Origin of the sequence: Mesorhizobium silamurunense (genome assembly GCF_014843825.1) — a bacterium.
GTDB lineage: Bacteria > Pseudomonadota > Alphaproteobacteria > Rhizobiales > Rhizobiaceae > Mesorhizobium > Mesorhizobium silamurunense.
The window spans coordinates 1-18772 of sequence record NZ_JHQR01000189.1 but is presented as its reverse complement, the minus strand read 5'-3'; the positions used below and the strand labels follow the sequence as shown (position 1 = coordinate 18772).

Genomic DNA, 18772 nt, shown 5'->3' with positions numbered 1-18772 from the left:
CCGATGGACGTTTCCTATCACAGCGGCCATGCCCGCAACCTCGGCCGCGACATGGAATACAAGCGCTACGGCCATGCCGGGCGGCCGGTGGTGGTGTTCCCGACCTCGCAGGGGCGCTTCTATCAGTTTGAGGATTCGGGCGGCGTCGCAGCACTTGCCGAATTTATCGACACCGGCCGCATCCAGCTGTTCACGCTCGACGGCATCGATTCGGAATCCTTCTTCGACAAGCATGGCGACCCTACTCATCGCATCGCCCGTCACGAGGCCTATTTCCGCTATGTGCGGGAAGAGGCGCTGCCGGAACTGCAGGCGGTCGCTACCAAGGCCAATGGCGGGCGCACTCTCAAGCCGCTGTTCTGCGGCTGCTCGATGGGCGGCTATCACTCATCGAACTTCGTCTTCCGCTTTCCGGAACTGGCGAGCGGCGTGATCTCGCTCTCCGGCGTCTATTCCACCCGCGACTTCTTCGGCCGGGCGCTCGACGGCAGCATCTTCTTCAACTCGCCGCTCGACTACCTGCCGGGTATCGTCGATCAGAAACTGCTTGGCCGGCTGAGGGCGCTCAGGCTGATCTTCTGCTGCGGACAGGGCGCCTGGGAAGAGCGCATGCTTGTGGAAACGCGCGAACTGGAGCAGGTGCTGCGTGACAAATCCATCCAGGCCTGGGTCGACTATTGGGGCGGCGACGTCAGCCATGACTGGCCGTGGTGGCACAAGCAGCTCGTCTATTTCTTCGGCCGCTGGCTGGACGACGACCTGATGCACCGGATCGATTGATGGCCACGCCCGATCCGATCCGCCGCTTTGTCGAAGCCACCAATGCCGGCGACACCGGGGCCTTTCTCGAAACCTTCACCGCCGATGCCTTGCTCACCGACTGGGGCCGCTCGTTCCGCGGACGCGAGGGGATCGCGCGCTGGAACCAGTCTGACAATATCGGCGTGCAGTCCCACCTCGACATCGTCACCATCGCGCAGTCGGACGGTGCCTGGCATGTGCGCATCAAGGTGGCCGGCAACGGCTTCAAAGGCGAAGGCGACATGACCTTCACGCTCGAGGGCGACCTGATCGCGAGCCTGACCATCGCCTGAAATCCGTTCCGTCAGTTCATCGGTTGGCGGCCAGTTTTCAAAAATATGACTTACATTGTCATCTTTTTGTGGAAAGGCCGCCGGCGCTGTGGCATGCCCGCCTGACGATGGCGTCGGCCCTGATGGCCGTATCGCCTCAACCCTTGTCGAAAGGCCTGGCGATGGTTCAGCTCAGCGCGCAAACCCATATCCGCAACGACGCCATCCGGGCGGTCATGGACAGGCTGCGCGCCGAGCACTGTGACTGCGAGGTCGATAGCGCGACCACGGATCAGTGGCAGCTCCGCATGCATTACGGCTCCCTCCACGCCACACTCGAAGATGGCGGCGCACTGATCCGGGTCGCGGCGCAAGACGAGACCTGCCTGTCTTACATGAAGATGATCGTCGCGGGTCATATCGCCGGGCAGCTAGGGACCACTGGCGGCCTGCGCTGGCAAGGCGACGGCAAGGATGCCGGCACGCCCGTCTTCTTCCGCGAGATTACCGTGCAATCCACGACACGGCTGTCGCCGCATATGCAGCGCGTCCGCTTCTCCGGTCGCGACCTCGGCCGCTTCGCCCATGGCGGGCTGCACGTACGACTATTGCTGCCCCCTGCTGGACGGCAGCCGGTGTGGCCCTCGATGGGCGCCGACGGAATGATCGTGTGGCCGTCGGGCGAGGACACGCTCACCGTCCGCGTCTACACGATCCGCGCGCTCAATGTCGCCGGCGGCTGGCTCGACGTCGACTTCGTGCTGCATCCCGGCACCGAAACGCCGGCCGCGGCTTTCGCGCAGAATGCGCGGGCGGGCAACGTGATCGGCATGATCGGCCCCGGCGGCGGTGGCGTGCCGGAGGCGCAAGACCTGCTTCTGGTCGGCGACGATACCGCGCTCCCCGCCATCGGCAGGATCCTGGAGGAGCTTGCGCCATCGACCCGCGCCGAGGCCTTGATCGAGGTCGATGGTCCGGAGGACCGGATCGCGCTGACGGCGGGCGATAACATCGCCGTCCGGTGGCTCTACCGGCGCGGCCGCGATGCCGGCAGCGCAGGTCTGCTGGCGGCGGCGCTTCGCCAGCGCGACCACACGGCCGACGATCTCTATGTCTGGGCCGGATGCGAATTCGCCGATTTTCGCGAGATCCGCAGGATCGTGCGCAAGGAATGGGGCCTGCCGCGCGACGGACATCTGGTCACCGCCTATTGGCGCCGGGGCGCGCAAGGCGAGGACGGGAACGGCGAGGAATAGACAATCCACGAATGTGGATTTGTGCTCGCCGCCCGTTTCTCAACTACCAGCGAGGCCTCAGAAGCGATAGCGCAGGCTGCCGAACAGCGAGCGACCTTCGTCGCGGTAGCAATAGCCGGCCGAGCAGATGGTCTGCCGGTTGTCGAACAGGTTCTTGGCGTTGACCTGCAGCTTGACCCCTTCGAGCTTCGGATTGCGGTAGCCGAAATCATAGGACACAGAGGCGTCGACGAAGGCGCGCGCATCGTTCTTGAAGGTGTTGGTGTCGTCGCCATAGCTGGCGCCGGCAAAGCGCACGCCGGCGCCGAGCCCGAGCCCCTCCAGCGTGCCGTTTTCGAACTGGTAGTGGCCCCAGAGCGACAGGATGTGGTTCGGCGTCGCCGACAGTTCCTTGCCGGCGGTGCCTTCGGCGCCGCGTTCGATCTTCACGCGCAGATAGGTGTAGGAGGCGATGACGCTGAAGCCGTTGTCGAGCGAGGCATTGGCTTCCAATTCGACGCCGCGCGAGGTGAGATCGAGCTGACGCTGCTTGTTGATGCCGGTCGAGGCGTCGAAGACGACGCCGTCCTTCTGGTCGATGTCGAACAACGCGGCGCTGACGGTCGCGTTGTAATCCGGGACCTCGTATTTGACGCCGACCTCCTTCTGCGTCGCAATCGTCGGGCGGGCGACGCGGCCGACAGCGCTGGCGACATCGTCATAGACGACGCCGATGTTGGGCGAGAACGAAGTCGAATAGTTGACATAGGGGATGATGCCCCATTCGGTCCGGTAGGAGAGGCCGAGCCGGCCGGAGAAGGCACTGTCCTTCTGCTTCGACTGGCTGAAATCGGCCGCGGTCGAGGTGGTGTCGACCCAATCATAGCGGCCGCTGGTGAACAGCGTGAAATCGTTCCACTCCATCTGGTCGTGCAGATAGACCCCGAGCTGGTTCATCTGCTGGCCGCCGGAATAGGGAACGGGTGCTGACTTGATGTCTTCGACCGAGACATAGGAAAGCCCGCTACCGGCATCGTAATCCGACCAGGCATAGTCGATGCCGCCGACCGCGGTGTGCCGCACAGGGCCGGTGTCGAATTCGAGCTGCGCCATGTTGTCGACGACGAAGTTCTTCATCTTCTCGGTATAGTGGCCCCAGTAGCGCTGCAGCGGCTGGTCGGCGCCGACCGAATAGTGGCCGCTATATTCGATGTCGCTGTCGACGGCGTCGTAGCGCAGGTTCTGGCGGACGGTCAGCCAATCGTTGACGCGGTGCTCGAATTCGTAGCCGATGCGGCCCTGATCCTGGCTGAAATCGTTCCAGGCCGGGTCGCCTTCATAGACGTTCGACAGCACGCCATAGGCCGAGTTGTAGAAGGCCGCGGCGCCGCCGGTGACGGACTTCGAATATTCGCCGAGGATGGTGAGCTTGGTGTCCTCGTCCGGCTTGAAAGTGACGGCCGGCGCCAGATAGAGCTTGTCGTCGGGATAGGCCGGCAGATCGGTTTCGCTCAGTCGCCCGAGGCTGGTCAAGCGGTAGAGGACGCTGTCGTCGTCATTCACAGGTCCGGAGGCATCCAGGGCCGCCTGGAAGCGGTTGTGCTCGCCGGCCAGCAATTCGATCTCGTGGAACGGCTCGTCCTTGGGCCGCTTGGTGACGACGTTGACGATGCCGCCTGGGCCGCTGATCCCGTAAAGCGAGGATGCCGGGCCCTTCAGGATGGTGACGCCCTCGATGCCGTAAGGCTCGGTCTTGAACCAGGCCGAAGGCCCGTTGTACTGGCGCAGCCCGTCGCGGAACATGCCGTTGTAGAAGGCCTGGAAGCCGCGCAGGAAGAAGGCGTCGTAGCGGGTGTCGAAGCCGAAGCTGTTGGGATTGGCGCTCGCCGTATAGCCCAGCGCATCGTTCAGCGTGCGCGGCTTCTGGTCCTCGATCTGCTTCTGCGTCACGACCGAGACGGCCTGCGGAATCTTGACGATCGGCGTGTCGACCTTGGTGCCGACACGATCCTTCTTGGCGACATAGCCGTCCTGAACCAGGATCTCGTTGCTTTCGGCGGTCACCTCGATCTTGCCGAGCACGGTGGCGTCTTCGCTCTCCTGCGCAATCGCCGGCCAGGCCTGGCCGAGCAAGGCCGTGCCCGCCAGCAATGACATTGTCTGGTGCCATCCCTTTGGGCGCCATGTCTTGGGCCGCTCGCGCATAAACTCGTCTCCAATTCTCATGTTTGATTGCGCTCCCGCGCTCTCAAATATGAGTATGTGAGTCAAGTATTTTTTGATGCCTGCACCGGAGCCACGCCGTCGCCCGGCGGCAGCAATGCGGGGCGAGCTGAAGTTTCCGGCGTCGCCTCAGTAGGTGGCGCGTCCGCCCGAAAGATCGAAAGTGGCGCCGGTGGTGAAGGAATTCTCGTCCGAGAGCATGAAGGCGACCATCGCCGCTGCCTCCTCCACCTCGACGAATCGGCCGCGCGGCACCTTGCCAAGCATGTAGGTCACCTGGGCCTCGGTGAGCTGCTCGAGGATGCGGGTGCGAGCGGGCGAGGGGGTCAGCGCGTTGACGGCGATGTCATGGCCGGCGAGCTCCTTGCCGAGCGACTTGGTAAGCGCCAGCACGCCGGCCTTGGCGGCCGAATAGGCGGCGGCGTTGGGATTGCCTTCCTTGCCGGCGACGGAGGCGACGTTGACGATGCGGCCGTAGTTGCGGGCGATCATGCCGGGCACCAGGCGCCGGCAGCAGTAGAAGACACCGTTGAGGTCGATGTCGACGATCTGCCGCCAGGCGGCGGGGTCATAGTCCACCACGGTCGCGGCCGGCCCGGCAATGCCGGCATTGTTGACCAGAAGATCGACAGACCCAAGCGCCTCCTCGGTCTCGGTGGCGGCGCGGTCGACCGCCTCGATCTGTGACTGGTCGCAAAGGAAGGTTTTCACGCGGCCAAGCGGCGAAAGCTCGGCGACGGCGCTTGTCATCGCGGCCTGGTCGATGTCCCAGATAGCGACGCTTGCGCCCGAGACGAGCAGGCGGCGGGCGACGGCAAGGCCGATGCCTCGCGCGCCGCCCGTCACCACGGCGGCACGGCCAGAGAGATCGACGACGTTCAAACGGCGGTTCATGGTATTCTCCTCCCCCCTTGCATTGATACTGCGTGTCAGTCCCTGACGTTTCGCGCCACCAGCTTGGCTACGCTTGGCCCAACGAGCAGCACGACCAGGAAGCGGGCCGACTGCAGCGCCATGACGAAGGAGATATCGACGTTCTGCGCCGCGGCGGCGATGATGGCGACGCTGTCCATGCCGCCGGGGCTGGTCGCAAGATAGGCGGTCAGCGGGTCGATGCCGAGCACGCGGCTGATGACGAAGGCCATGCCGCCGCAGAAGGCGATCAGCGCCGCGATCGAGGCGATGATCTGCGGCAGCGCGCGTGCCGCGTGGCGCAGGATCGGCCGGGTGAAGTTCAACCCGATCGACCAGCCGACCATCGCGTAGCTTAAGGCCAGCAGCCAGGGCGGCAACTGCATCTGCACGCCGAAGCCAAGATGGATCACGGCGCCGAAGATGAAGGTGCCGAGGAAGAAGGGCGAAGGCAGCCTCAGCAGCTTTCCGAGCAGGCCGCCGACGATCGCGATGCCGATGGCGGCGAAGGCCGATGGGTCGATCGGCGGAAACCAGATGATGGGCGGCACTTCGACGCCCGACGTGTCGACCCACATCTTGGCGACCAGAGCCGCCGTCATCGAGACGAAGATGACGCGCAGATATTGCATGAAGGCGACGAGGCGCTGATCCGCGCCGAAGGCGCCGGCCATCAGCACCATGGCGGTGGCCGCGCCCGGCGAGGAGCCCCAGACGGCGGTGGTGCCGGGCAAGATACGCCAGCGGCTGATCAGCCAGCCAAGCAGGCTGGAGGCGGCGACGGTGGCGATCACCACCGCGAAGAAGAGCGCCCATTCGGCGTAGAAGACCGGAAAGATGTCGACCGAGATCGAATTCGCCACCAGGCAGCCAACCACAGCCTGGGCGGAGCCGAACAGCGGGCGGGGCACGCGCACCGTGGCGCCGTTGGTGCCGGCAAGGATCGCGGCCATCATCGGGCCGATCAGCAGCGCCGCCGGCAGGGCGGCCAATTCCAGCGCGCCGGCAAGGAGCAGCGAGAACACGACCAGCACCAGCCACTGCCGCGGCGGGCGCAATCGCGCCATGCGTTCGACGAGCGGTTGGTCCGGGGACGATTGTTCCGGCGAGGAGTCCATACCCGGCTCTTAGAGCAATTCCGGGAAAAGTGTGAAACGATTTTCGGGCCGGATTTGCGTCAGAACAGAGATAAAGCGATCCCGTGAAACGATGAGCCACACTCCTAGTTGGTGCCGCCTTTTTGTTTTGTGGTGATGACGGCAGCAGGCGCCACCGGCGTTTCGGCTGCTGCTGCCGGGGCCGGAGCCTGGGGACTGTCCGGCGCCTGAGGGCTGTTGTTACCGAGATCGACCGAGATGCCGAAGAGCTTCCACTGGTGGTCGGCGGGAGCGAAAAGCAGCTCGAAGTTCAGCCGCAGGGGTACGGATGGGAAGAAGCCCGCCATGTGCAGCATGCCGTTGGTCTCGATCTGCGGCAGCAAGGTCAGCTGCGGCTCCAGCACGGCGACGCCGGCGAGGTCGATGCCTCGTTTGCGCTGGCTGGCGAATATCTCGGCCAGCTGCGCGGCGGTGTTGGCCTGGAGGCCCGGGGCGCCGAGGTCGCGCAGCACGGTGTAGTTGCCGGTCTTGTTCGCCTGGTCGACCGCCAGCAGCGCGGACCGCACCAGGATCAGCACGCCGTTCCTGTCGATATTGGCAGGCTTCGGCCGATCCGGTCCGGCGGATTTCGCCGCGCGTTGCGTCTTCTTCTCCTGCTGGGCCGCCTTCTCCTGCTGAGCCGCCGACGGAAGCGGCTGCGCCAATGCGAGAGGCAGTGCTATGGCGAGCAGGAGGCGGGGCAGGTTCGGCTTCATCGGGTCGCTATTGGCTTTCGGACCGGGGGCAGGCGACTGCATTGCGCCGTCGGGGCCGGTCGCAAGTCACCAGGCGTAGGTCAGGCCGGCGCGGCCGCCTACCGTGCCGGACGAGCCGACGCCGATGCCGCCATGGATCATGAAGCTTTCGCTGATACGCGCCTGGGCGGTGCCGGCGAAGGCGTTCTTTCCCTCGAAATCGCCCCAGTTGATGGAGACGGCATAGTTCTTGTCCGATGGCATCGCCGGTGCGGCCATCGCCATCGCCATGGCCGCGCCCACGAATGCCCGGTCGACGCGCCCGTCCAGCCTGGCGAAACCTTCCCCGACGCTGGCTTCCAGACCGGTCACCCGGTTGTCGAGGTTGGCGATGTCCTGCGTGTTTGTCGTCACCCGACTGTCGAGGTCGGTGATCTGGAGCGTGTGGGTGTCAAGCGTCCCCTGATGTGCGGCCAGCATCGTGTCGTGGCCATCGAGCCGGCCATCCTGCTCGACGTTCTTGGCCTCGACGCCGTCGAGCCTGCCGTCCTGCTCGGTGTCCTTCGCCGCGCCGATACCTGCCAGACTGTCGACATAGGCCTTCGTGGCCGCATCCGTTGCGGCCGTCGGCGTGCCGACATTCGTGATGCGATTGCCGCCCATGTTGATGGTCGCACCACTCGAGACCGACAGGTTGTTGCTGAATATGCCCCCTTCGATGATCGCCGCGTTGATTTGGGTCGTCCCGTTGAGGTTTACATAGGCGTTAAACGTCGCTTGCGCGCCGAAGGTGGCCTCTCCCGTCGATGCGTCCAAGTTGATCTGGCTGCCAGTGGGGCCAACTTTGATGGATGGCGCGGGAGTGAAAGCATCAGTGTCAGCATCCGAGCAATCTGAATTGATTACGATACCGACGCTTCCGTTAAAGCTACAGACCGCGTTCTCTGTGTCCCCCGCATCTCCGCCCAGGGAAACCTGTGCCGAAGCTGGCGTCATCCACGAAAAGGACATTGATAGAAACAATGCCAAGAGCAGTGCACCGCTGCTGCGGCCGGCATGACCCTCAAAGACGTTCCAAGTCGAAATCATGATCCCCTCAAGCGAAGAATCGCCGCATCTTCGGGCGGCGCGGGCCCCTTTTTTCCGCCTCTTAATCTCAAGCGCGAAGCGCTGGCGCATCGGATGTTCGTCCGATAGGCTCAATTTTAGAGCGCATCTCGGCCGGGAAGGGGGCTATGGAGCAGCAGCAACAGTTTCGCAGTGACGGAACCTGGCAGCCTCTGACACGTGAGCGTCTCGCCGACCTGATCGGATTGATCTACGACTGCACCCTCGATCCGACCTTATGGCCGGAGGCAATCCGCGCCGTCGGAGATGCCACGAACTGCTTCGCCGGCATGCTCGTCGTGACGGACCTGGAAAGGTCGGAAGTTCGGTCCGCGCATAGCTGGAACCACGATCCCATTTGGCTCGCCCGCCTTCCGGCGCATGCCGAAGAGATCGCACAACTCCAAAACGAATTCCTGGCCCGCAGCCATGGTCTTGGCGAACCAAGCGCGCCAAGCCGCGAGATCGTGGAACCCTATGAGAGCCGCTACTACAAGGAATGGGCGAAGCCTCAAGGTATCGTCGATGCCCTGAGCCTCATTGTGATACGCCAGGCTGACAGGCTTGGACTGCTGTCGCTTTCGCGGCACGAGCACTACGGCTTGGTGACGGAGGAGGACATTGCCGTCTTGCGGCTGCTTGCCCCGCACATCCGCCGCGCGGTGGCGATAGGCGATCTCATGGATATGAAAAGCCTGGAGCAGCAGGCTCTCGGAGCGACGCTCGACAGCGTGACGGTTGGTGTCGTCATTGTGGCCGAGGAGGGGCGCATTCTGCACACCAACGAAACGGCTCGCCGCATGCTCGATGCCAGATCACCGATCCTGTCGTCCGGCGGCTATCTGGCCGCCACGAATAACCAGATATCTGAAGAATTGCTCAAGGCCATCGCGGTCGCCCAGGCCGATGAAACGAGGGTCCCCGCGACAGGGGTGGGCGTGCCCCTCGGCGACGTCGATCATAAGGCAGCCGTCGCTCATATCCTGCCGCTCGCGCGCGGCCACCGCAGGACCCGGCTCATGCCCCAGGCCACCGCCGCGGTCTTCATCACACGCGACGCAGCCGCTCTGCCGACCGAGCTCGGGACAGTCGCCCGCATGTTTGGATTAACTCCCGCCGAGACACGCCAGCTCGAGCAATTGATGGCCGGGGCGACGCTCAGCAAGGCCGCGGCGGCACTGCAAGTCAGCGAAGCGACGGCCAGAACGCATCGCGAGCACATCTTTGCCAAGATGGGCGTGTCGCGGCAGGGAGATCTCGTTGCGCTCGTCAGGCGCCTCATGCCGCCAATCCGCCAGCGAAGCGCACGATAGCAATACCTGCGGGCAACCGTCGACGCGTGCTGGGCTTCAGCCCGTCTTTTGATCTGGAAGGCCAAAGCCGCCGACCGGATGGGTCTCGATCTGGAATTCGAAGCCGGCGATGAAAGGACGCGCCTTGGCGATCGCCGCCTGGACTTGCGGCAATTGCAGCGAGGCCTTGTGGCTTGCCTGGTCGGTCCACACTTCGGTGACCCAGATCGCGTCGGCATCGGCCGGGTCTGTGGCGATGATGTAGCTCAGGCAGCCGGGCAGGGCGCCGGTCGTCTCACGCAGCACATCCATGACCGCGTCGCGCTGCCCGCGTGCCGCCCGCATCTTGCCGATCAGTCCGAACATTCCCTGTCTCCCCTTCAGCGCCTGGCGTTTGACCAAACGCCAAGCGCATCAAATCTCATTTATGCAGGTCGTTGTCCCAAAACCGCTGCGCACTTTTAGGCGACCTGCATCAGGTTGCGCGGAGAGTATGCCGGTCTCGGCTCACTGCATCAACTGGCCGCCATTGACCTCGATCACCTGGCCGATGATGTAGCCGCTCAAGAGGCTGGAGGACAGGAACAGATAGGCGCCGACGCAATCCTCGGCGGTCCCGGCGCGGCCTTGCGGGATGGTCGCGACCATGGCCTTCATCTGCTCGGCGCTTGAGTAGCGTTCGTGGAACGGGGTCAAAATGGTGCCGGGCGCCACGGCGTTGACGCGGATGCCGAAGCCGATCAGCTCTTTTGCCATGCCCCGCGTCACATTGGATACGAAGGCCTTGGACGAGCCGTAGAGGCCGGCGCCGCCGCCTGCGCCGTTGCGCGCGGCGATCGAGGAGGTGTTGATGATGAAGCCGCCCTGGCGCTTCAGCCAAGGGATCGCCTTGCTCGAGGCGGTCAGCACCGATCGCGCGTTGAGATCCATCACCGCGTCGTAATGCGCTTCGGTCTGGTCGGCATAAGCGACGCGGCCGAGCATGCCGCCGGCATTGTTGACCAACCCGTCGAGCCGGCCGAAATGTTGTGCGCTCTCCTCGACCACGCGCTCGACGTCGGGGGAAACCGAAAAATCGCCCTGGGTCAGGAACACCTCGCCGCCGCCGTCACGGATGGTTTTGGCGACGCCCTCCGCGGCTTCCCGACTCGAATTGTAGTGCAGGGCGACACGGCAGTTCTGCCGGGCATAGGCCTGGGCAAGCGCGGCGCCGATCCCGGTCGAGGCGCCGGTGACAAGCACCGCCTTGCCGGCAAGGTCCGGGATGACAAGCGTGGTCGGATCAGCTGGCATGTCGATATCTCCGGGATTGCGCTGGCAATTGGTAGACGCTTGCCGGCCAGGCGTTCAAGTCCGCGCAATCAGGGCCGAAGATAGACATAGCCCTGGCGCTGCAGCTCCGCGAGCTTGACGACGCCGCCCTTGTCGGCGACCTGGAAGCCTTCGAGCAGGTCGACCAGCGCTATGTCCATGCCGCGCAACGTGTTGGCGCAGGCCTGCGGCACGAGCCCCTGCTCAACGAGGCCGGCAAACCGGCTGGACGTCGCTCCGGAAGCGCTCTTGGCCTTGAAGGCCGCGAGGGCCGGACCGTGCACGACCAGCACGATCTCGACATTGCCGCCGGTGCCCTCATAATGGTTCTTAATGTTGCCGAGGACGAAATTGACCTTATCGGCGTCGCTGAGATGATAGGCGACCTTCAGCCTGTCCTCGGCGGTGGCGGCATTCGCTTGGGGCAGACCGAAAAGGCCGGCCACTCCAGCAAGGCCGGCACGGAAAATGTCACGGCGCAACATCGCATCCTCCTCTGCTGCCGGCTTGCACACAATTTGCGTGGCTGAGGCTGCGGACCTAGACTAGCATAAATCTCGGTCACGTCCTGTCGGTGCGAGGAGAGGATCACATGACGTCGTGACGGGGGGCGCGGCGCTGGGTGCCGCGTTGTTTTTTGTCGGCGCGGCGCTTGCCGATGATGCGCCCAAGCTTCCCGAACTCAGCCCCAACAGCGCCGACGCCTGCTTCGGCCGCGTCTACGATAGCGCCCACCTCAAGGCGCATCCGCACCAGAAGGTGGCGCGCATCTTTTTCTACTATGGCCATGACCCGGTGAGCCGGCCGAACGAGGAGCCGAGCACGATCGGTAACGCAGCCTATAACGGCTTTCTCACCACCACGGTGCGCGGCGCCAGGAAGCCGGAATGGGCGGCCGGCTGGTGCAACAAAGAGGATCCGAGCGATAAGGCGAGCGGCATCCGCTGCGGCATGGAATGCGATCGCACGCTCGCCTCGCTGAAGGTCGACGACAAGGGTCGGCTGATCCTCTCCAACGTGCAGCCTGACGTGTATCTCGACGCCGGCGCGGAGGAGGATCTCGGCAAGGCGAAGTACAACGAGCAGGCATTGGGCAGCGAGGACGACAATTTCCGCCTCGATCCGATGCCGGCTGACACCTGCAAGGCAGAGTTCGCGCGCATCGATCCGATCGACCCGGCGCTGGGGGCTCCGCTGCGCGAGCGGCTGAAGCCCGACCAGCCTTTCTGCTACGGCCGCGACTACGACGACGCGCATCTGAAATCGCATCCCGACCAGATGACGCAGTCGATCCGCGTTTTCCGCGGCCCGATCGAGCTCGCTGCCTTCGTCGCCGGCGGTGATACCGCCAACTGGCCCGACGGCGCCGATATCGCTATCTCGATGACGACAAGGCAGAAGGGCGCCAAGGTCACGCAGACCTATTCCTGCCAGGGCGAGGCCGATCAGTGGCGCTGTTCGGCCAGCTCGAAGATGAGCGATTTTGCCTGCGACATCTCGCAGAAGGAGATTTTCCTCAAGCGCGGCGCCAGCGGTACGATGATGCTGGCCAACCCCAACAACGCGCTTGCCATCGTCGATCTCTGCGCGAAGGCAGCGGGCGGCAAGACGAAATCAGACGACAAGATCTATAGGCTCAATCCGATGCCGCAGCCGGCCTGCACGCCATGAGGTTTGCCAATGGCTGAAGAAGATCTTTCGCAGGATTGGAACTGGCTCGATCATGTGATCGGGACGCTTGATGACGACTTTGTCGCGGCGGCGCTGGAAAGGTCAGCAGAACAGTTGCGGCCCGCTCTCGACGACGTCTTCAGTTGATCGCCCTGGGCCCCCTGGCCGCTATCGTATGGATGAAGACTCAGACTGGTGAACTTCAGGCGAAAGGCACCGCCGTGGTGCCTTTCGGCAGCTTCGCCTCGTCATCCGGCTCGACATGGATGGTGACGCGGACCGAAGGAATCTCGGCCTTCAGCGCATCCTCGATGCGGTCGCAGATGACGTGGCTGGCGCCGACCGTCATGTCGGCGTCGACGACCAGGTGGAACTCGATGAAGGTGGCGCGCCCGGCGATGCGCGTCTTCAAGTCATGCACCTCCATCGCGCCTTTCGAATTGGCCGAGATGATGTCGCGGATCTGCATGTGCTCCTGGGTGTCGACGGCGCGATCCATCAGCCCGTTCATCGACGAGCCGATGACGTGCCAGCCCTGCCAGAGGATGTTGAGCGCGACGATTACGGCAAGCGCCGGGTCGAGGATCTGCCAGCCGGTGAGCACGGCGCCGACAAGGCCGCCGAACACACCGACGGACGTCACCACGTCAGTCATGATGTGCTGGCCGTCGGCAACCAGAGCCGGCGACTTCGCGTTCCGGCCGGAGCTGATCAGGATCCATGCCCAGATTGCGTTGATGATGGTCGCCACGCCGTTGACCGCAAGGCCTTTCCAAGGATGTTCCAGCGGGGCGGGGTGCTGCCAGGATCGCCAGACCTCGTCGAGAATCAGGAGAGCAGCGACAACAATCAGCACTCCTTCTAGCACGGCCGACAAATACTCGGCCTTGTGATGGCCGAAGGGATGGTCCTGGTCGGCGGGCTTATAGCTGACCTGGATCGCCCAGAAAGCGGCGGCCGACGCGATGACGTTGACGATCGATTCCGCCGCGTCCGAATAAAGGGCGACGGAGCCGGTGATGTACCAGGCGACGACCTTGAGAGCGAGCACAATGCCGGCGACGACGATCGACCAGAAGGCAAGGGTGGCGACCTTTTGCCTGGCCGCCGCCTTTGTCTCCGCTGTCGTCATCGTGGTCGCCGCGTTCATCCCATCGCCGCCCTAGGCGGCCTTCTCCTTGGCCTTGCGCGGCAGATGCGCAACGATGTTCTCGATGATGCGCATGCCGGCATTGTGGCCGAGCGTCATGATCGATTCCGGGTGGAACTGCACGGCGGCGATCGGCTCCTTGCGATGCTCGAAGGCCATGATGACGCCGTCCTCGGTCTCGGCCGTCACCACGAAACCGTCAGGCAGGCGCACCGGGTCGGCGAAGATCGAATGGTAGCGGCCGACCGTCACTTCCTTCGGAAGCCCAGAGAAGATGATGCCCGGCTTCGAGACGCGGATGCGCGAGGGCTTGCCGTGCATCGGGATGTGCAACTGCCGCAACTCGCCGCCATAGGCTTCGGCCAGCGCCTGCAGGCCAAGGCAGACGCCGAAAACCGGCAGGTCGCGCGCCCGCGCTCGTCTGATGGTGGCGGCGCAGTCGAAGTCCTTCGGCGTGCCCGGGCCGGGCGAGAGCACAACGAGATCGGGCTTCAGCCGCTCGAAGACCTCTTCCGGTACCGGTGTGCGCACGGTCGAGACATTGGCGCCGGTCTGGCGGAAGTAGTTGGCTAAAGTGTGGACGAAGGAGTCCTCATGGTCGACGAGCAGGATGTTGACGCCGTCGCCGACGCGCGCGGTGGTGCGCTCGGTGCCTGCGGCGTTGCCGGTCTTGGCGTCGCGGATGGCGGAGAGCATGGCGGATGCCTTCAATTCGGTTTCGGCTTCTTCTTCCTCGGGAACGCTGTCGAAGAGCAATGTGGCGCCGGCGCGCACTTCGGCGATGCCGTCCTTGATGCGGATGGTGCGCAGCGTCAGCCCGGTGTTCATGTCGCCGTTGAAGTTGACCATGCCGATCGCGCCGCCATACCAGGCGCGCGGGCTCTTCTCGTTCTGCTCGATGAAGCGCATGGCCCAGAGTTTCGGCGCGCCGGTGACGGTGACCGCCCAGGCGTGCGACAGGAAGGCGTCGAAGGCGTCCATGCCTTCGCGCAGCCGCCCCTCGATGTGGTCGACGGTGTGGATCAGGCGCGAATACATCTCGATCTGGCGGCGGCCGATGACGCGCACCGATCCAGGTTCGCAGACCCGCGACTTGTCGTTGCGGTCCACGTCCGAGCACATGGTGAGCTCGGACTCGTCCTTCTTGGAGTTGAGCAGCTTCAGGATCTGTTCTGAGTCGGAGATGGCGTCGTCGCCGCGCTTGATGGTGCCCGAGATCGGGCAGGTTTCGACGCGCCGGCCGTTTACACGCACGAACATCTCCGGCGAGGCGCCGATCAGATATTCGTTTTCGCCGAGATTGATGAAGAAGGAATAGGGGGAGGGGTTGATCATTTTCAGCTTGCGCGAAATGTCGGAGGGCTGGGTCTCGCAGCGCTCGTAGAACATCTGGCCGGGCACGACCTCGAAAAGATCGCCGCGCTTGAAGCTCTCCATGGCGCGCCGCACCAGGTTCGCATATTCGCCCGGCTCGTGGTCGCCGCGCGGCGGGATGCGGTCGGCGGTCCTGAACGGCTCGGCGGCGCCGTCGCGCGGCAGACCTTCGGTCGAAAACCCTTCGCCGGAATAGTCGTAACGATCCGTCCAGGCTTTGGTCGAATAATGGTCGACGACCAGGATCTCGTCGGGCAGGAACAGCACGAGGTCGCGCTGGCTCTGCTTGCGCTCGAGTTTGTAGTCGACCGGATCGAACTGGAAGGCGAGATCGTAGCCGAAGGCACCGTAAAGGCCGAGATTGGCGTCCTCGGCGGTCTTGAACAAAGCCGTGATGGCGCGCAGCACCGTGAAGACGGACGGAACGCGGCTGCGCTCCTCTTCGGTGAAGACGCGGCCGGGCTTTGCGACATCGAGGCGGATGAGCTTTTTCGAGGCCTCGGCGATCGTCACTTCGCTCAGCGCCGCGAGCGTCTTGCCGATCACCGGCAGCAGCGCTTCGCCGCGGGCATTCAGCGCCTCGATGCGCATGGCGCGGCCGCGCGCCGAAATCACAAGCGGCGGGTCGATGATGGCTGTGTCCCAGCGCGTGTAGCGGCCCGGATACTCGTAATTGGAGGAAAACACCGCGCCGCGGCGCGAATTCAGGCCATCGACATAGGCGTCGATCGCGCCTTCATAGGGCTGGTCATGGCGTTCGCGGGTGATCGTCACCCCGCCCGCGGTGACGAAGCGCTCGGCCCCGTTGTCCAGAACTTTAGTCGTCATTGCCGTCTCCATCAGCGTTTTGGGCAACGGACCCGGGAATGGCTTGAAAAAACAAATGGCCGCCCGGACATTCCGTTGCGGCCACCCTCTCTTTACGCACGCGCGTTCGAACCGGCCGCTGTCAGCGAGCCCACCACCAAACGGTCTTGTTCGAACGCATGTTCATGGCGACTCCCATAGCGGCGAATGGCCGGCCGCGCAACTGGATTTCACGCAGATGGTGAAGGACTGACGGTGTCAGTCCTCCAGCGTGCCGGAGCGCGCGTCGTCGCTCTTCTTGTCGCCGGCGAGCTTCAGCAGATCCTCGCCGGCGCGGATGATGCGGCGCGAACGGCGAGTCAGGATGAAGCCCGACTGCGGCGCGAACACCTCGGTGCGGCCGTCGATTTCGCCCGGCGTATGGACGATTGTCGCCAGCCTGTCACCCTTGTCAACGCGGTCGCCGGGCTTGACGTCGTAGAGGATGGCGCCGGCCTTGGGCGACGGCATCATGTCGATGTTTTCCAGCGGCACGACGGCGCCGGCGAAGTTGCTCGCCTTCGGAACGGAAGCATCCTGGATGACGCCGCGCGTCACCAGCAAGCGGTAGAGGTCGGCGGCATCGGAGGCGGCCAAAGCACCGTCGACGTCCAGCATGCCACGGTATTCGACGGTGGTGGCAACGCGGCGGTCGAAGCGCGCAACACTCGAAGGCACATTCTGATAAGGCATGATCGAGGCGCCCTCGAAGGTGCCGCTGCTGTCCTCGCTCCACAACACCACGGCATCGGCGCCCATGGCGGCCGCGCAGTCGGCCATATGCGGCCACAGGCTGGTGTGGATGTAGAGATAGGCAAGGCCTTCGTCGTCGCAGTGGAGGTCGACGACGATGTCGTTGCCGAGCGAGAGCTGGACCAGCCGGTTCTTCAGCCGGCGATCGGCGCCGCCGAGGCTGACATCCGGCAAAAGCTTGGCGTCCGGCGCGGCAAGCAGCGGGAAGGCGCGGTTGAAATTGGTGCGGGTGCCGAGGTTGAAGCGGCCCTGGTGCTCGCCGAAATGATATTGGGCCCGGCCGATCGGATTGGCCCAAGGTACGACGGTGATGGCGCCCCTGATCCGGCCTTCCGCTTCCGCCTTGGCAAGCATAGGCATCAGCGCGTCGATGGCGACGACGCCGGGCAATTCGCCGGCATGAAGCGCTGCTTGCAGGTAGGCGCTCGAAGCCGCCTTGTCCGCGCCCTCGAAGCGGAAAACCGGAAATTCGTAAGCAACGCCTTCGCTGTCGCCGGCAATGCGCTCGATCGTCTTTTGCATAAGGGGCCTCCAATAGAGAGGCCAGACATGCATGTTTGCGGCAGGGCTGTCGAGTGGTCCAGCCTGTCCGACCGTCGGCGCAGGTCGAACAATTCGCTGGCGAGACCGGCGAACGGGAGGGTGGCTGACCCCAGGCTTCAGACCAGCGGCTTCAGCTCCTGGGCGATGGTCGGCAGAAGCTCGGAGACGTTGGGGTGGATGTGCATGGCGCGCGCGAGCGTTTTGATCGGCGCCTTGGCGTACATGAGGTCGAGCACGCAGTGGATCGCCTCGTCGCCGCCCGGTCCGAGCACCGAGCAGCCGAGGATCTCTCCGGTGTCGGCGTCGGCCAGGATCTTCATGAAGCCTTGCGTCTCGCCCTTTTCGATGGCGCGGCCGACGCGGGTCATCGGCCGCTGGCCGACAAGCGCGCGGCGCCCCGATTTCTTCACCGCGGCCTCGGTCATGCCGCAGCGGCCGAGCGGCGGATCGATGTAGAGCGCATAGGCCTCGATGCGGTCGCTCACCTTGCGCGGGTCATTGTCGAAGAGGTTGGCGGCGACGATCTCGTAGTCGTTGTAGGAGGTGTGGGTGAAGGCGCCCTTGCCGTTGCAGTCGCCCATCGCCCAGATGCCGGGCACATTGGTGCGCAACTGTTCGTCGACGACGATGTAGCCGCGCTGGTCGACCTCGACGCCGGCCTTGTCGAGGCCGAGATCGTCGGTATTGGGAACGCGCCCGAGCGCCAGCAGCACATGCGAGCCGACGGCCGGCGGCTTGCCGGCGGAGAAGGTCACGGCGATCTCGTTGCCCTTTTTGGCGAAGCCGATGTCGTCGGCGCCGACATGGACGGTGATGCCTTCGTTTTCGAGGATCGACTGGATGGCGGCCGAGACGTCCTCGTCCTCGCGCCCGGTCAGCCGCGGCGCCTTCTCGATAACGGTGACCTCGGAGCCGAAGCGGCGGAACATCTGCGCGAATTCGAGCGAGATGTAGCTGCCGCCGACGACGATGAGATGGCTGGGCAGCACATCGAGGTCCATCATCGATGAATTGGTGAGGTAGGGGATGTCGTTGACGCCGGGCAGGTCGGGCACCGAGGCACGGCCGCCGGTGTTGAGGAAGATCTTTGGCGCGGTCAGAAGATCGTCGCCGACGCGAACGGCGTTGGCGGATACGAAGCGGGCGTGGCCGCGATAGAGCGTGCAGCCCTTCATCCCGGCGATCCAGCTTTCCAGGTTGCCGCGGGCGTCGTTGGTCACCTTGTCCTTGCGCGCCTTGATCCTCGTGTAATCGACCCCCACCGAACCGGAGAGTGCAACGCCATAGTCGGCGGCGCGGCGGGCGAGATGCGCCGCATAGGCGCTCGCCACCATCGTCTTGGTCGGCATGCAGCCGGTGTTGACGCAGGTGCCGCCGACAAACTTGCGTTCGACCAGCGCCACGCTCATGCCGGCGGCGTCGAGCCGGCCGGCGAGAGGCGGGCCGGCCTG

At 64.4% G+C, this 18772-nt stretch carries 18 protein-coding genes; 6 read left to right on the top strand and 12 right to left on the bottom strand.

Translation table 11 applies throughout. The features are described from left to right. Positions 1 to 3 precede the first annotated feature (3 nt). From DH10_RS21090 to DH10_RS21080, 3 genes are all read left to right on the top strand, one after another. On the top strand, positions 4 to 780 hold the full coding sequence (locus DH10_RS21090; protein ID WP_192254776.1) for an esterase family protein: 777 nt from the start codon (positions 4 to 6) through the stop codon (positions 778 to 780). Then, positions 780 to 1094 (top strand): nuclear transport factor 2 family protein, encoded by a 315-nt coding sequence (locus DH10_RS21085; RefSeq protein ID WP_192254774.1) that lies wholly within the window; start codon positions 780 to 782, stop codon positions 1092 to 1094. Before DH10_RS21090 ends, DH10_RS21085 begins: the two co-directional genes overlap by 1 nt. Before the next feature lie 122 nt (positions 1095 to 1216). After that, complete coding sequence (locus DH10_RS21080) at positions 1217 to 2329, top strand: siderophore-interacting protein (protein WP_246506438.1); 1113 nt, start codon at positions 1217 to 1219, stop codon at positions 2327 to 2329. A gap of 57 nt (positions 2330 to 2386) precedes the next feature. On the opposite strand, the gene DH10_RS21075 is transcribed toward DH10_RS21080, so the two are convergent. The 5 genes from DH10_RS21075 to DH10_RS21055 all read right to left on the bottom strand — a co-directional run bounded on the left by DH10_RS21075 (position 2387) and on the right by DH10_RS21055 (position 8453). Further along, positions 2387 to 4465 carry a TonB-dependent siderophore receptor gene (locus DH10_RS21075; protein ID WP_246506435.1) on the bottom strand — a complete coding sequence of 693 codons (2079 nt, stop codon included), beginning with the start codon at positions 4463 to 4465 and terminating at the stop codon, positions 2387 to 2389. A gap of 195 nt (positions 4466 to 4660) precedes the next feature. Then, positions 4661 to 5413, bottom strand: coding sequence for an SDR family NAD(P)-dependent oxidoreductase (locus DH10_RS21070; protein ID WP_192254986.1), 753 nt, complete (start codon positions 5411 to 5413; stop codon positions 4661 to 4663). 47 nt (positions 5414 to 5460) lie between these two features. After that, the gene (locus DH10_RS21065; RefSeq protein WP_192254770.1) at positions 5461 to 6561 is read right to left on the bottom strand and encodes an AbrB family transcriptional regulator; all 1101 of its coding nucleotides are present in this window, start codon (positions 6559 to 6561) and stop codon (positions 5461 to 5463) included. Between the two features lie 104 nt (positions 6562 to 6665). Beyond that, a complete protein-coding gene (locus tag DH10_RS21060) occupies positions 6666 to 7337 on the bottom strand; it encodes a hypothetical protein (RefSeq protein WP_246506433.1) in 672 nt (223 codons plus the stop codon). Positions 7338 to 7361: 24 nt separating this feature from the next. Then, positions 7362 to 8453, bottom strand: coding sequence for a YadA-like family protein (locus DH10_RS21055; protein WP_192254768.1), 1092 nt, complete (start codon positions 8451 to 8453; stop codon positions 7362 to 7364). Positions 8454 to 8509: 56 nt separating this feature from the next. Here DH10_RS21055 and DH10_RS21050 point away from each other — a divergent pair, with 56 nt between their 5' ends. Next, on the top strand, positions 8510 to 9694 hold the full coding sequence (locus tag DH10_RS21050) for a helix-turn-helix transcriptional regulator (protein ID WP_192254766.1): 1185 nt from the start codon (positions 8510 to 8512) through the stop codon (positions 9692 to 9694). A 36-nt stretch (positions 9695 to 9730) separates the two neighbouring features. Here the strand turns inward: DH10_RS21050 and DH10_RS21045 are convergent, their stop codons facing one another. The 3 genes from DH10_RS21045 to DH10_RS21035 all read right to left on the bottom strand — a co-directional run bounded on the left by DH10_RS21045 (position 9731) and on the right by DH10_RS21035 (position 11469). After that, a complete protein-coding gene (locus tag DH10_RS21045) occupies positions 9731 to 10039 on the bottom strand; it encodes a putative quinol monooxygenase (protein ID WP_192254764.1) in 309 nt (102 codons plus the stop codon). A 141-nt stretch (positions 10040 to 10180) separates the two neighbouring features. Beyond that, positions 10181 to 10966, bottom strand: coding sequence for an SDR family NAD(P)-dependent oxidoreductase (locus tag DH10_RS21040; protein WP_192254762.1), 786 nt, complete (start codon positions 10964 to 10966; stop codon positions 10181 to 10183). Positions 10967 to 11034: 68 nt separating this feature from the next. Further along, positions 11035 to 11469, bottom strand: a complete 435-nt coding sequence (locus DH10_RS21035) for a DsrE family protein (RefSeq protein WP_192254760.1) — start codon at positions 11467 to 11469, stop codon at positions 11035 to 11037. Between the two features lie 115 nt (positions 11470 to 11584). Here DH10_RS21035 and DH10_RS21030 point away from each other — a divergent pair, with 115 nt between their 5' ends. Next, a complete protein-coding gene (locus DH10_RS21030; protein ID WP_192254758.1) occupies positions 11585 to 12655 on the top strand; it encodes a hypothetical protein in 1071 nt (356 codons plus the stop codon). A 9-nt stretch (positions 12656 to 12664) separates the two neighbouring features. Further along, on the top strand, positions 12665 to 12802 hold the full coding sequence (locus DH10_RS21025; protein ID WP_192254756.1) for a hypothetical protein: 138 nt from the start codon (positions 12665 to 12667) through the stop codon (positions 12800 to 12802). Between the two features lie 55 nt (positions 12803 to 12857). Here DH10_RS21025 and DH10_RS21020 read toward each other — a convergent pair whose 3' ends face one another. The 4 genes from DH10_RS21020 to DH10_RS21005 form a co-directional block, all read right to left on the bottom strand. Next, positions 12858 to 13805 (bottom strand): cation diffusion facilitator family transporter, encoded by a 948-nt coding sequence (locus DH10_RS21020; protein WP_192254754.1) that lies wholly within the window; start codon positions 13803 to 13805, stop codon positions 12858 to 12860. Positions 13806 to 13817: 12 nt separating this feature from the next. Beyond that, the gene (locus DH10_RS21015) at positions 13818 to 16007 is read right to left on the bottom strand and encodes an anthranilate synthase (RefSeq protein WP_192254752.1); all 2190 of its coding nucleotides are present in this window, start codon (positions 16005 to 16007) and stop codon (positions 13818 to 13820) included. Between the two features lie 237 nt (positions 16008 to 16244). Then, on the bottom strand, positions 16245 to 17300 hold the full coding sequence (locus DH10_RS21010) for a M14 family metallopeptidase (RefSeq protein ID WP_192385286.1): 1056 nt from the start codon (positions 17298 to 17300) through the stop codon (positions 16245 to 16247). Between the two features lie 137 nt (positions 17301 to 17437). Next, a partial coding sequence (locus DH10_RS21005; RefSeq protein WP_192385285.1) for an FAD-containing oxidoreductase occupies positions 17438 to 18772 on the bottom strand: 1335 nt, incomplete at its 5' end.